This window comes from Micromonospora sp. LOL_013 (assembly GCF_048060315.1).
Taxonomy (GTDB): domain Bacteria; phylum Actinomycetota; class Actinomycetes; order Mycobacteriales; family Micromonosporaceae; genus Micromonospora_E.
In genome coordinates, this window is record NZ_JBHMIQ010000019.1 from 42,652 (window position 1) to 55,399 (window position 12,748).

Below are 12,748 nucleotides of genomic sequence, written 5' to 3' on the forward strand. Positions count from 1 at the left end.
GTGCGGTGGTGGTCAGGATTCGGTGGTCAGGTCGGCGACGCCGGCCCCGCTGAGCACGGCGGGCCGGTGGCCGGCGCGGACCAGCAGGCTGGCGGCGATGGCGGCCCGCCGGCCGCTGCCGCAGGCGACGAGGACCGGTCGCTGCGGGTCGAGTTCGGCGGGGATGCCGTCGGTGACCAGGTCGGCGAGGAAGCGTTCGACCGACCCAGGCCAGCTGACGCGCGCCCGCTCGCTCGGCATCCGTACGTCGAGCAGCTGTGCGTCGGGCTGGGCCAGCCGCTGCCGGAAGCTGTCCAGGTCGAGCAGTTCGTAGCCGGGGCCGAGCTGGTCGGCGGGGGCCGGCCGGTGGACGCCCTGGACGGTGTCGAGCCCGATGCGGGCCAGCTGGACGACGGCTTCGGTGACGTCCTGGCCGGATTCGGCGATCAGCACGACGGGTGCGCCGTACGGCAGCAGCCAGCCGGCCCAGCTGCCGAAGTCGTCAGTGAGCTCGATGCCGACGGAGCCGGGCAGCAGGCCGGCGGCCTGGACCGGCCGGGGCCGGATGTCCAGCAACTGGGCGTCGTCGGTGGTCGGCAGGTCGGCGGCGGTGATCTCCGGGATCTCGACGGCCGGCATCGGCTCGCCGCCACGCAGATTGGCCGGGCCCATGTACTGGTAGAAGGCCGGGATCGGCTTCGGCGCGGCGAGCAGCCGGTCGGCGAACGTCTCCGGGTCGCCGACGCCGAGCAGCGGGTTGGTGTCGACCTCGTCGCCGATGGTGGAGGTGAACCGGCCGACGCCGGTGGCGGTGCAGAACGAGCCTTCACCGTGGGTCGGGTAGAGCTCGACGGCCCGGGGCAGGCCGGCGAGGCGGTGCAGCGAGCCGTGCTGCAGCCGGGCCAGGGTGCGGGCCCGGTCGGGGCCGAGCAGGTCGGGTCGGCCGGCGGAGGCGACGAGCAGGCTGCCGCCGGAGAAGACGGCGACCGGCTCGCCGTCGATCAGCACCAGGTAGCTGGTGTGTTCCGGGGTGTGACCGGGGGTGTGGACGGGGCGCAGGGTGAGGTTGTCGGCTTTGATGTCCTCGAGGTGGAAGGCGGGAGTGTGCCGGTAGGTCGGTGCCGCGCCGGCCGGGAGGACCAGCTCGGCGCCGGTCCGTCGGGCGAGCTGCGGTCCGCCGGAGACGTAGTCGTTGTGCAGGTGGGTCTCCAGGACGAACCGCAGGTCGACGTCGCGTTCGGCGGCGGCGTCGAGGAACCGGTCGATGTCGCGCTGCGGGTCGACGAGCACCCCCTTGCCCTCGTGGACCAGCAGGTAGGACTGGTCGCCGAGGCCGGGGGTACGGAATGAGATGAGTTCCACGGGTGCTCCTCCGCTCTCGCGTATACCCCTGGGGGTATCTACGGACCCAGTATGTTCGAATGAACGGACATCTGCAAGTGATACCCCCGGGTGTATCGTGTAAACCCAGCTGGGCAGGCCCGAAGCACCAGCGGGAGACCCCCGGACCAGGAGGAACTCGCCATGCAGGTCGAGGAGAACACCACGGCGGACGTGGTCAAGCGGCTACGGCGGGCCGAAGGGCAGATCCGCGGCATCATCGCGATGCTGGAGTCCGGCCGGGACTGCGCCGAGGTGGTCACCCAGCTCGCCGCCGTCTCCCGGGCGCTCGACCGGGCCGGCTTCAAGGTCATCGCCAGTGGGCTCGAACAGTGCATGGGTCCCGACGCCGACGCCACCGAGCGCAAGGCCAGCCTGGAGCAGATGGAGAAGCTCTTCCTCTCCCTGGCCTGACACCGGAGCCCGACGGACGGGCCTGACACCCGGGGCGCGACGACCCGCCGGGGCCCGGTGGGTCGCCGTGCCCGGGGCAGGGTCGTGGGGTCAGCTCCGGTCCGGCCGGGTGGCCAGGTACCAGTCAGTCAGCTTGACCGTGTCGTCGGTCAGCCGCGCGTCGAGGTCGGCCTCGGTACGCGGCGCGCCGAGCACCACGTCGTCACCGGGTCGCCAGTTCGCCGGGCAGGACACCCCGAGTAGTCGGCCTCGGCCTGCCGGCCGTAGCCGATCCACGCGCCGGTGCGCGCGGCGAGTTCGAGGTGGCCGGCGATGAAGTCGGCGTGGAAGTGGGTGTTGACGACGCCTTCGATGGTGAGGCCGTGCGCCTGCGCGTCGGCCAGGTACTCGGTGACGTCGCGACGCGGATCGACCACGATGGCGGCTTCGTGGTCTCGTCAGCAATCAGATAGGACGCCTGGGACAGGCAGTCCAGGTAGTACTGGGCGAAGAACATGCCCGGGACCTCCTTCGGCGGTGGTTCACGGCTGCCGGATTCAGTCCCAACATACCCCCAGGGGTATAAGTGGAACGGCGGCTCAAGGTCCCAAGATTCAGCACCTTCGACCCGGTGGGCGGTCAGGCCGGTGGCCGGGGCCGTACCTCGTCCAGTGCCAGCACCGCGACGTGCAGCGACAGGCACGCCTGCACCGAGTCCAAGTCGACGCCGAGAATCTGCCCCAGCCGGGTCAACCGCTCGTAGAACGCCGGCCGGGACAGGTGCATCGCCGCGGCCGCCGCCGACTTGTTGCGGCCGAGCTCCAGGTACGCCCGCAGCGTGGCCAGCATCCGCTGCCGGGGATGACGCGCCTCGTACGCCAGCAGCGCGCCCAGCTCACGCTCGACGAAGACCTGCAACCGGGGTTCCTCCCGCAGCAGGTGCAGCAGCCCGGCCAGGCCGACGTCCGGCAGCCGCAGCACCTGGTCTGCGCGGCGGTCCCGGCGGCCGGCCTCGGCCACCTGGCGGGCCTCGACCAGGGTCCGCCGGGCCTCCCGGACGCCGTCCACCCCGCTGCCGGCGGCGACCACCACCGGCACCGGCTCGGACCGGCGCAACCGGTGCAGCGCGGCCAGCAGACCGTTCAGCGCCGGGTCCGCCGCCGTGGCGTCGCGGACCGCCAGCAGTACGCCGACCGCGTGCTCGTCCAACGGGCTGGCCAGGCCGGTCAGCCCGGTTTCCCGCAACGCCAGGCCGACCGTCTCGGCGAGGTCGCGCAGCCGGGCCTGGACCGTCTCGGCGCTGACGGCCGACGGCACCGCCACAGCCGGCCCGACCCCGCCGACCTCGGTGGCCGCTCCGGGCTCGGCATCGGAGCCGGCGTCCCGGAACCGGACCGCAACGCCGACCAGATGCCGCCGGTCCAGGCCGACGCCGAGCGCCCGGGCCCGCATCGCCACCTCGTCGACCGGCTGCGACCCGTCCAGCAGCGCGGTCAGCAGCGTCCGGTGGATCTGGCGCTCCAGCCCTTCGGCGTCGCGGCGGATCAGCCGGCCCAACGCCAGAGTCGACGCGGCCCGTTCGAGCAGGATCGACCACCGCAGCGGCGGACCACCCGACCCTCCCGACCCTCCCGACCCACCGGACCCGCCGAAGACACCCAGGACACCCGAGCCGCTGGGACCGGCAGCCGGGCAGCGCAGCAGCAGCCGGCCCCAGTCCTGGCCTCGGGCGCCGACCATGGTCACCAGCCAGCCGGTGTCCGCGTGATACGCGGTACGCCCGGTCGGCTGGATCCGGCGCGAATGCTGCTCCCAGCCGTCCAGCAGCAGCCGGGGGTTCTCCCCGGCGGCGTGGTACGCCAGCACCCGGCGAGACAGGTTCTCCAGCACCACCGGCGCGCCGGCCAGCTCGGCCGCCTGGCGTACCACCTCGGTGGCCTCCGCACCCTCCACGGACAGCTCGGTGAACCGCTGATGGATTTCCTCGGTCGCCCGCAGCTCGGCCAGCTGGGCGTCCACGATCAGGGCATGCACCGCCTCGGTGATCAGAACGAACCGGGTCTCCCGGCGCAGCTCCACCAGCGGCAGCCCGCGCCGGTGCGCCGCCGCGACCATCACCTTCGGCACCCCGCCGTGATAGCGGCGGCCGAGCTCCACCACCAGACCGGATACGCCGACCTCGGCCAGGTCGGCGATGAAGGCCCGCACTCCGGCGTCGTCGGCGGGCAGCCCGATCCCGGTGGTCAGCACCAGCTCACCGCCGCGCAGCAGACTGGCGATGTCCGGCACCTCGGTGACATGCACCCAGCGGACCGGCCGATCCAGGCTCTCCTCGGCGGCGACCACCCGTGGTCCGCCGTTCCGCACCGGGTCGAGCGCCAGCACCTCACGGACGGTCGGGAACACCCGCAGAACGCTACCCGGGCGACCGGCACAATGCCCGGTGTGCCAACAACGGAGATCATGGACCCGGACGACGAGCGGATCGCCGACTACCGGGCGCTGACCGACGTCGAGCTGCGGACCCGGTGGGAGCCGCCGAACGGCCTGTTCATCGCCGAGGGCGAGTTGGTCATCGGGCGGGCCCTGCGGGCCGGCTACCGGCTACGGTCGGTGCTGGTCGACGCCAAGCGGGTCGACCAGCTCGCCGACCTGCCGGCGGAGGCGACGGTCTACGCGGCGACCCCGGCGGTGCTGGAGTCGATCACCGGATTCCACGTGCACCGGGGAGTGCTCGCCTCGTTCCACCGCCGGGCCCTGCCGACCCTGGACGAGGTGCTCGACCGGGCCCACCGGCTGGTCGTCTGCGAAGGGATCAACACGCACACCAACCTGGGTGCGCTGTTCCGCAGCGCGGCGGCGCTCGGCATGGACGCCGTGGTTCTCTCCCCCACCTGCGCGGATCCGCTGTACCGGCGGTCGGTGCGGGTCAGCATGGGCGAGGTGTTCGCGGTGCCGTACGCCCGGGCGGCGGCCTGGCCTGCGGCGCTGGCCACCGTCCGTACCGCCGGGTTCCGGCTGCTCGCGATGACCCCGGCACCGGACGCGGTGCCGGTCCAGCGGCTGGACGCCGCGGCCCGGGCCCGGCCGGCGCTGCTGCTCGGCGCGGAAGGGCCGGGGCTGAGCACCGCGGCGGTCCAGGCCGCCGACGTACGGGTAGCGGTGCCGATGCGGCGCGGCGTCGACTCGCTCAACGTGGCGACGGCGGCGGCGGTCGCCTTCTGGGAGCTGTGCCGCGACGACCCGGCCTAACGGGAGCTGGCCGGGGCGGTCGCCGGCACCTGCACACTGGGCACCATCCGGCCGGCGGACCAGGCCAGGCCGATCCCGGCGGTCAGGGTGAGGACCGCACCGACGGTCTGCAGCGGCCCGGAGAGCAGCCCGACGAACCCGAGCAGCGGGGACGCGACGATCAGCAGCCAGCCGTCGAGCCGGTTGAACAGCTCCGAACGCAGCACCGCGGCACCGGCCAGCAGCCAGCCGAAGCTGTACAGTGCGGCGCCGACCAGAGCGATCGACCGGGCCGACGTACCGTAGACGGTCGTGCCGTCGGGCAGCCCGACGAACGGCACCGTCGACGCTGTACCGGCCAGACCGACCAGCAGCGCCGAAACGGCGGTGCCCCGGCTGCGGGCGGCGGCGTGGATCCCGGCGATCGCCACCAGCGTGACCAGCCCCAGCCAGCTGGCGATCACCCAGGAGGCCAGGTACGCCGGCCGGCCGTCAACCAGGTCGGGTGCCGGGCCGCCGCCGCGCAGTCCGCTCAGGCTGCCGATCCCGAACGCGATCGCGTAGAGCGGCAACGCCCAGATGGCGAACCGGCTGAACCGACGGATCGACCACGCCCAGGCCGCGTTGGTGGCCGGGCCGGCCGGGGTGTTCTCCGGTGCGGCGGCGGCCACCACGGCGACCCCGGCGTCGCTGCGGGAGACCACCCGCACCGGGCCGGACCGGCCGGCGTTGGACGCGGTGGTCCGGGGTCGGGTGTTCCTGACGGCACGCGTCACGGTGTCGCCTCCCCGCGCTGCGGGGCCCGCGGCGGGCCCTGTCGGCTGTGCTCACTGACCGACCGATCGTGACAGCCGACGACAGCGGTACGCGCGGGTTCCTCGGATTTCCACCGGTCGGGTCGGCTGACCCGGCCTCGATCGGCTCGGGCCGGGTCCCGGCCTTGGGTCAGCCGCGTTCGGCCTGCGGGCGCCGCTGCTCGGAGTTCAGCTCGCCGAGCAGCTCGGACGCAGGCACCGGCTCGGGCGCGGGCAGCCCGGGCGGCCGGGCCTTGGCGCCGCCGGCCGCCGTACCACCGCTGGTGACCTGCTCGGCTGCCCGCACCTCGTCGTTGACCCGCTGCGCCTCGGCGGCGGCGGCCTCGGCGGCCTCGGCCGCCTCCCGCTCCACGGCGCTGGAGTCGACCTGCTGCGACGGCGCGTCACCGACCATCTGGCTGAGCCCGCCGAGCGCCCCGCCCAGACCCTCAAGGGCCTTGGTCAGCTCGGCCGGGACGATCCACATCTTGTTGGACTGGCCGTTGGCGATTTGCGGCAGCGCCTGCAGGTACTGGTAGGCGAGCACCTTCTGGCTCGGGTTCGCCTGGTGAATGGCGTCGAAGACGGTCCGGATCGCCTTGGCCTGGCCTTCGGCCTGCAGGATCCGGGCCTGCCGGTCACCGTCGGCGCGCAGCACCGCGGCCTGCTTCTCGCCCTCGGCGCCGAGGATCTGTGACTGCTTGTGCCCCTCGGCGGTGAGGATCGCGGCGCGGCGGTCCCGCTCGGCGCGCATCTGCTTCTCCATCGAGTCGCGGATGCTCGGCGGCGGCTCGATCGCCTTGATCTCCACCCGGGTCACCTTGATGCCCCATCGGCCGGTGGTCTCGTCCAGCACGCCGGACAGGTGCTGGTTGATCTCCTCGCGGCTGGTCAGCGCGCGCTCCAGGTCGAGCGAGCCGATGACGTTACGCAGCGTGGTGACGGTGAGCTGCTCGATCGCCTGCAGGAAGTTGGCGATCTCGTAGGTGGCGGCCCGAGGGTCGACGACCTTGAAGTAGAGGACCGTGTCGATCGACACCACCAGGTTGTCCGAGGTGATCACCGGTTGGGGCGGGAAGCTGACCACCTGTTCCCGCATGTCGACCTTGGCCCGTACGGTGTCGATGAACGGGACGAGCAGGTTGAGACCGGGCGTCAGGGTGCGCTGGTACCGGCCGAGCCGTTCGACCAGGTCCATCCGCTGCTGCGGCACGATTCGCACCGCCCGGACCAGGGTCAGCACCGTGATCAGGGCGACCGCCCCGACCAGCACCGCGATCACTAAGTCCATCGTCGTTCACCTTCTCGGCTCGAGATACTGATGCCGGCTCGGGGTGTTCATGCCGGTCCGCCGCCGGTGACGTCGTCCCGCCAGACCAGCGCGGTGACGCCTTTGACCTGGATCACCTGTACCCGTTCGCCGGGGGCGAAGACCTGGGTGCCGTCGTACGAGCGGGCGCTCCACAATTCGCCGTCGATCTTGACCTGGCCGCCGTCCGCGTCCACCCGCTCCAGCACCAGTGCCGACGCACCCTCGATCGCCTGTACGCCGAACGGCTCTTCGCCCGCGCCGAGCGCGGACTGCCGGTGCCGCTGGATGACCGGCCGGACGGCGACCACGGTCAGCGCTGAGACGGCGGCGAAGACCAGGGCCTGGGCAGCCACCGGGGCGCCGAGAGCGGCGGCGACCGCCGCGGCGAACGCGCCGGCGGCGAACATGACGAGGAACAGCGTCGCGGTGAATAATTCCGCGACCGCGAGCACGACGCCCAATACGATCCACAGGACGGGTTCCACACACCGATCGTGACATGTACGCGCACCACCGGCGACCTTTAAACCGACAAATCGGGCAGCTATCGGTGAGCCGAACCGATCCGGCCACCCTAAGTCACAATCCCTTCTACCTGAGTAACGATCAAGGAGCAGGTACGCGTGTCCGCACCCCTGTCCCCCGACACCATCAGCATGATCGACACTGCGGTCGCCGAGACCCAGTCGTACGGTCGGGCACCCTCCGTCGTCCTCGGCGTACTCCGGGACCGTCGACTGGTGCACGTCGCGTCCGCCGGTGACCATCCGCTACCCCACCCCGACCTGCAGTACCGGATCGGCTCGATCACCAAGACCTTCACCGCCACCCTGGTGCTGCGGCTGCGCGACGCCGGCCGGCTTGACCTCGACGACCGGCTCCGCGACCACCTGCCCGACGTCCCGTTCGAGCGGATCACCCTGCGTCAGCTCCTCGGCCACGCCGCCGGCCTGCAACGCGAACCGGACAGCGACGGCTGGTGGGAACGCCACACCGGCACCGACATCGCCACCCTGCTGGCCGGGCTCGGGCCGGACAAGGTGGCCTTCCCGCCGCACCGCACGTACCACTACTCGAACCTGGCGTACGGGCTGCTCGGCGCCGCCCTGCACCGGATCACCGGCACGCCGTGGGCCGAACTGGTCGCCACCGACCTGCTCGGCCCGCTCGGCATGACCCGCACCACCTACCACCCCACCGACCCGTACGCCGCCGGCTACGTGGTGCACCCGTGGCACGGCACGCTGCGCGAGGAGCCGCGTACCGACACCGGCGCGATGGCCCCCGCCGGCCAGCTCTGGTCCACCGTCACCGACCTGAGCCGGTGGGCGGCGTTCCTCGCCGACCCGGACCCGGCGGTGCTGGACCCCGACACGATGGCGGAGATGTGCCTGCCGGTGGCGATCAACGACCCGCACCGGTGGACCGGCGGCCACGGGCTCGGCCCCGAGCTGTACCGGGTCGGCGAACGGGTCTTCGCCGGCCACGGCGGCTCGATGCCCGGCTACGTCGCGCTGCTCGCCGTGCACCGCGACACCGGCAGCGCGGTCGTCGCCTTCGCCAACTCGTACGGCTTCGCCCGGGGCACCATCCGCGAGCTGGGGCTACGGGTGCTGGCCGGGGTGCTCGACCGGGAACCGGCCGCGCCACGACCGTGGCGGCCGGGCACCCTGCCGCCGCCGGAGATCGACGCCATCTGCGGCCGGTGGTGGTGGATGGGACGGGAGACGGAGGTCTCCTGGGACGCCGACGCCGCCGAGCTGGTCCTCACCCTGCTCGGGCCGGTGCGGCCGGTGACGTCGCGGTTCGCCGCAGCGGACGCGGACCGCTGGCAGGGCCGCAGCGGCGCCCAGCAGGGCGAGCTGCTCACCGTACGGCGTGGACCGACCGGCATCCCGACGGCGCTGGACCTGGCCACCTTCGTCCTCACCCGCGACCCGGACGACCTCGGCTGACCGGCCGCCGGCGCACCACTGCGGGGGGCACGGTCCGCTCACTGTCACCGCACGGCGGCTCACTGCGGCGGTACGGTAACGAAGTCGATCAGCCGCTCCATCGCGTTGATCAGCGGCGTCTCCACGTCCTGGTAGCTGTGCACACTGGACAAGATGCGGCGCCACAGCTGTGCCGGATCGGAAACGCCAACCGCCGCGCAGACGCCTTCCTTCCACGGCTGTCCGGGCGGGATCCGGGGCCACTGCCGCAACCCGATCCGGTCCGGTCTGACCGCCTGCCACACGTCCACGTACGGATGCCCGGTGACCAGTACGTACGGCGAGGTGACCGTGGCGACGACCCGGCTCTCCTTGGACCCGGGGACCAGGTGGTCGACCAGCACGCCGAGCCGGCGCTGCGGGCCGGGCGCGAACCCGGCCACTGCTGCGGCCAGGCCGTCGATGCCGTCCAACGGTTCGACGACGACACCCTCGACCCGCAGGTCGTCACCCCAGATCCGCTCAATGAGCGCGGCGTCATGCACCCCCTCCACCCAGATCCGGCTGGCCTGGGCGACCCGGGCCGGCCGGTGGCCGACCGCGACCGACCCGGAGGCGGTGCGCTGCCGCTGCCGGGGCGCCGTGGGTGCCCGGGACGGCCGGCGCAGCGTCACCGGCTGGCCGTCGAGCAGGAAACCGGCCGGGACCAGCGGGAAGTGTCGTCGGCGGCCGTGCCGGTCCTCCAGCGTCACGGCGCCGGACTCGAAGCCGACGACCGCGCCGCAGAAACCTGAGTCGGCGTCCTCCACCACGAGATCCGGCTCGGCGTCGACCTCCGGCACCACCCGCCGGCGGCGCCAGTTGCCCGCCAACACGTCGTCGCCGTACCGCCGGTCACCGCCCACGTCCGGCAGGCTAACCGCATCGGCCGGCGGTGGCCCGCCGACGCGCCGACCGGACACCCCCGACGGTGACCTGCCGCCCGGCGTCGAGACAACCGGCGGCGCGGCACGTACCCTAGCGTGCATGTCCCCCGCAGCAGGCGCGGCGACCCTCGCGACGCGCCGCTCCAGCCGGTTCGTGGCCTGGGTGCGCGCGTGGCGCGCCGGCCTGGTGCCGTACGACGAGATAGCCGACGAGATAGCCGGCGACGAGGAGCATCTGGTCGCCGACGCACCCGGTGCCTGGACCGACCTGCCGTTGCGCGACGCACTGTCCTGCTTCGCGAAGCTGCCGCCGGACGAGATCCGGCTGGCGTTGCCGGCGCCCGGCGACCCCCGTGGCCTGCCCGGTCCGGGCGAGTTCACCGGCGCCGCGCTGCTCGCCGGCGAAGCGGTGGTGGCGCGCGGGCTGGGCGTCATCCCCGAAGTACGCTCGCACACGTCCGGGTCCGGGGTCACCTTCGAGACGGTGCTGTGGCGGATCTACCCGCTGCCGCAGGAGCTGCCCGCCGCCGGGCACGCCGGGCCGAGCGCCGCCGAGGCCGAGGCCGAGTTGTCCACCGCGCTGGCCGAGACGACCACGGCGCTGACCCGACTGGACGTCGCCCACTGGCGGCCGGAGCTGGCCGGGGCGCTGGCCGCGCTGCGCCGCCCGGACGGTGGGATGGACCTGCCACCCGGATTCGATCCGCGGGCCCGCCGGTTGTTCGCCCGGGCCAGCGTGCTGGACCAGGTCCTGGCGCTCGCCGAGCACGTCGCCCCCGGTGGCGCCGTCAACGGCTACGAGGCCCAGCAGCGCGACGCCGCGCTACGGCCGCTGACCACCGCCTGCCGCCGGGCGCTGGTCGCCGCCTGCAACGCCCCGCTGCGGCCCTGACTGCCGATCGCGGCCGGACGCCCCGACCAGATCTCGTCTCGGTCAGATCTCGTCGATCAGATCGGCCACCGATGCGACGATTCGCGACGGCCGGTACGGGTATCGGTCGATGTCGGTACGGCTGCTGATCCCGGTGAGCACCAGGATCGTCTGCAGCCCCGCCTCCAGCCCGCAGAGCACGTCGGTGTCCATCCGGTCACCGATCATCGCGGTACTCTCCGAGTGTGCATCGATCGTGTTCAACGCCGACCGCATCATCATCGGGTTCGGCTTGCCGACGAAATACGGCTCCACCCCAGTCGCCTTCGAGATCATCGCCGCGACCGAGCCGGCCGCCGGTAGCGCGCCCTCGGTCGACGGCCCGGTCGGGTCCGGGTTGGTGCAGATGAACCGGGCACCGCCGTTGATCAGCCGGACCGCCTTGGTGATCGCCTCGAAGCTGTAGGTGCGGGTCTCCCCCAGCACCACGTAGTCCGGCGCGTAGTCGGACAGGATGTAGCCGACCGCGTGCATCGCCGTGGTCAGCCCGGCCTCACCAATGACGTACGCGGTGCCACCCGGCCGCTGGTCGGCGAGAAACTGCGCGGTGGCCAGCGCCGCTGTCCAGATCGCCTGCTCCGGCACGTCGAAACCCATCCGGGTGAGCCGGGCCTGCAGATCGCGGGGGGTGTAGATGGAGTTGTTGGTCAGCACCAGGAACGGTTTACCGGAAGCGCGCAACCGGTTGATGAACTCCGGCGCACCGGGGACCGGTTGGCCCTCGTGCACCAGCACACCGTCCATGTCGGTCAGCCAACTCTGGACGGGTTTACGGTCGGTCACGAGGATCTCCGGGGGGTGGAAGAGGCAATGCAGCAGTTCACCGGGCAGGTGTCCCAGACCGGCAGCGTACCGAGCCGTACCCGGGCGAGGGAGCCGTCCGGGCGCAGCCGTTCCGACACCAGGTCCCGGACCATCGACACGAAGGCCGGGTGGGTGCCGGGGCTGGCTGCCCGGGTGTACGCCAGACCGAGCTCCTTGGCGGTCGCCGCCGCCTCGGTGTCCAGGTCCCAGACCACCTCCAGGTGGTCGGAGACGAAACCGATCGGGCTGACCACCACCGCGTCGACCCCCTGACCGGCGAGTTCGCGCAGGTGGTCGTTGACGTCCGGCTCCAGCCAGGGCACCTGCGGCGGCCCGGACCGGCTCTGCCAGACCAGGTCGTACGGCAGGTCCGGGGCGGCGTCGGCGGCGACCAGCCGGGCGGTCTCGGCCAGCTGGGCCTGGTAGCGCCCGCCCTCCGGGCCGGCGGCGGCCGCCGCGCTGGTCGGGACCGAATGGGCGGTGAACACCAGCCGGGTACGCTGACGCAGCGCCGGGTCGATGGTGTCCAGCGCGGCCCGGACCGCTTCGACGTGCGGGACGACGAACCCGGGATGGTCGTGGAACTGCCGCAGCTTGTCGATCACCGGGGCGTCCGGGCCGACCGCGGCCCGCGCCGCCGCGATGTCCTCCTGGTACTGCCGGCACGACGAGTAGCCGCCGTAGGCGCTGGTGGCGAAGGCGAGGGCGCGGCGGACCCCGTCGTCGCGCATCCGGGCCACCGTGTCGGCCAGCATCGGATGCCAGTTACGGTTGCCCCAGTACACCGGCAGGTCAAGCCCGTGGGCGGCGAAGTCGGTGCGAATCGCGGCAAGCAACTCCCGGCACTGCTGGTTGATCGGCGACACGCCGCCGAAGTGCTGGTAATGCTCGGCGACCTCGGCCAGCCGCTCCGGCGGCACGTTGCGGCCCCGGGTCACGTTGCGCAGGAAGGGCAGCACGTCCTGCGGACCTTCCGGGCCGCCGAACGACAGCAGAACCAGTGCGTCGTACGCCATGGGCCCTATTGTTCCTGGTCGGGCCGGACCCCACGGCGGCGCACCCCG

The 12,748-nt window shown here is 72.8% G+C and carries 13 protein-coding genes and 1 pseudogene; 4 read left to right on the top strand and 10 right to left on the bottom strand.

Annotated elements, in window-relative coordinates; genetic code table 11:
• Positions 1-12: 12 nt before the first annotated feature.
• Positions 13-1,341 (bottom strand): MBL fold metallo-hydrolase, encoded by a 1,329-nt coding sequence (locus ACFHWS_RS14455; protein ID WP_416568349.1) that lies wholly within the window; start codon positions 1,339-1,341, stop codon positions 13-15.
• Positions 1,342-1,503: 162 nt separating this feature from the next.
• Between ACFHWS_RS14455 and ACFHWS_RS14460 the strand changes: the two genes are divergently transcribed.
• Positions 1,504-1,773, top strand: a complete 270-nt coding sequence (locus ACFHWS_RS14460) for a metal-sensitive transcriptional regulator (RefSeq protein ID WP_416554949.1) — start codon at positions 1,504-1,506, stop codon at positions 1,771-1,773.
• Between the two features lie 90 nt (positions 1,774-1,863).
• Here ACFHWS_RS14460 and ACFHWS_RS14465 read toward each other — a convergent pair whose 3' ends face one another.
• From ACFHWS_RS14465 to ACFHWS_RS14475, 3 genes and pseudogenes are all read right to left on the bottom strand, one after another.
• Positions 1,864-2,049 (bottom strand): hypothetical protein, encoded by a 186-nt coding sequence (locus ACFHWS_RS14465; RefSeq protein WP_416568350.1) that lies wholly within the window; start codon positions 2,047-2,049, stop codon positions 1,864-1,866.
• A 41-nt stretch (positions 2,050-2,090) separates the two neighbouring features.
• Positions 2,091-2,189 (bottom strand): annotated as a pseudogene (locus ACFHWS_RS14470) (hypothetical protein); the annotation flags it as partial.
• 202 nt (positions 2,190-2,391) lie between these two features.
• Positions 2,392-4,158: a PucR family transcriptional regulator gene (locus tag ACFHWS_RS14475; protein ID WP_416568351.1), complete on the bottom strand. Its 1,767-nt coding sequence runs from the start codon at positions 4,156-4,158 to the stop codon at positions 2,392-2,394.
• On the opposite strand from ACFHWS_RS14475, the gene ACFHWS_RS14480 reads away from it, so the two are divergent.
• Positions 4,051-5,004: a TrmH family RNA methyltransferase gene (locus tag ACFHWS_RS14480; RefSeq protein ID WP_416568352.1), complete on the top strand. Its 954-nt coding sequence runs from the start codon at positions 4,051-4,053 to the stop codon at positions 5,002-5,004. The two genes, ACFHWS_RS14475 and ACFHWS_RS14480, sit on opposite strands and share 108 nt — an antisense overlap.
• On the opposite strand, the gene ACFHWS_RS14485 is transcribed toward ACFHWS_RS14480, so the two are convergent.
• From ACFHWS_RS14485 to ACFHWS_RS14495, 3 genes are all read right to left on the bottom strand, one after another.
• Positions 5,001-5,759: a hypothetical protein gene (locus ACFHWS_RS14485; protein WP_416554941.1), complete on the bottom strand. Its 759-nt coding sequence runs from the start codon at positions 5,757-5,759 to the stop codon at positions 5,001-5,003. The genes ACFHWS_RS14480 and ACFHWS_RS14485 overlap by 4 nt on opposite strands.
• A gap of 169 nt (positions 5,760-5,928) precedes the next feature.
• Positions 5,929-7,068 (bottom strand): SPFH domain-containing protein, encoded by a 1,140-nt coding sequence (locus tag ACFHWS_RS14490; RefSeq protein ID WP_416554939.1) that lies wholly within the window; start codon positions 7,066-7,068, stop codon positions 5,929-5,931.
• Positions 7,069-7,115: 47 nt separating this feature from the next.
• Entirely contained in the window at positions 7,116-7,574 is a 459-nt protein-coding gene (locus ACFHWS_RS14495; protein WP_416554937.1) for an NfeD family protein, read from the bottom strand.
• A gap of 171 nt (positions 7,575-7,745) precedes the next feature.
• On the opposite strand from ACFHWS_RS14495, the gene ACFHWS_RS14500 reads away from it, so the two are divergent.
• Entirely contained in the window at positions 7,746-9,044 is a 1,299-nt protein-coding gene (locus tag ACFHWS_RS14500; protein WP_416555021.1) for a serine hydrolase domain-containing protein, read from the top strand.
• A 59-nt stretch (positions 9,045-9,103) separates the two neighbouring features.
• Here ACFHWS_RS14500 and ACFHWS_RS14505 read toward each other — a convergent pair whose 3' ends face one another.
• A complete protein-coding gene (locus ACFHWS_RS14505; RefSeq protein WP_416568353.1) occupies positions 9,104-9,928 on the bottom strand; it encodes a DUF3097 domain-containing protein in 825 nt (274 codons plus the stop codon).
• A 121-nt stretch (positions 9,929-10,049) separates the two neighbouring features.
• Between ACFHWS_RS14505 and ACFHWS_RS14510 the strand changes: the two genes are divergently transcribed.
• Positions 10,050-10,841, top strand: coding sequence for a hypothetical protein (locus tag ACFHWS_RS14510; RefSeq protein WP_123602363.1), 792 nt, complete (start codon positions 10,050-10,052; stop codon positions 10,839-10,841).
• 42 nt (positions 10,842-10,883) lie between these two features.
• Here ACFHWS_RS14510 and ACFHWS_RS14515 read toward each other — a convergent pair whose 3' ends face one another.
• Positions 10,884-11,720 (bottom strand): HAD-IIA family hydrolase, encoded by an 837-nt coding sequence (locus ACFHWS_RS14515; protein WP_416555019.1) that lies wholly within the window; start codon positions 11,718-11,720, stop codon positions 10,884-10,886.
• A complete protein-coding gene (locus ACFHWS_RS14520) occupies positions 11,660-12,700 on the bottom strand; it encodes a ferrochelatase (RefSeq protein ID WP_416554933.1) in 1,041 nt (346 codons plus the stop codon). The genes ACFHWS_RS14515 and ACFHWS_RS14520 overlap by 61 nt, the downstream gene beginning before the upstream one ends.
• Positions 12,701-12,748: the final 48 nt, after the last annotated feature.

Bases quoted from the DNA above. Each gene is read 5' to 3' on its own strand.
- ACFHWS_RS14460 (WP_416554949.1), top strand. From the start codon at position 1,504: ATGCAGGTCGAGGAGAACACCACGGCGGACGTGGTCAAGCGGCTACGG.
- ACFHWS_RS14480 (WP_416568352.1), top strand. From the start codon at position 4,051: ATGCACCCAGCGGACCGGCCGATCCAGGCTCTCCTCGGCGGCGACCAC.
- ACFHWS_RS14490 (WP_416554939.1), bottom strand. From the start codon at position 7,068: ATGGACTTAGTGATCGCGGTGCTGGTCGGGGCGGTCGCCCTGATCACG.
- ACFHWS_RS14500 (WP_416555021.1), top strand. From the start codon at position 7,746: ATGATCGACACTGCGGTCGCCGAGACCCAGTCGTACGGTCGGGCACCC.
- ACFHWS_RS14510 (WP_123602363.1), top strand. From the start codon at position 10,050: ATGTCCCCCGCAGCAGGCGCGGCGACCCTCGCGACGCGCCGCTCCAGC.
- ACFHWS_RS14520 (WP_416554933.1), bottom strand. From the start codon at position 12,700: ATGGCGTACGACGCACTGGTTCTGCTGTCGTTCGGCGGCCCGGAAGGT.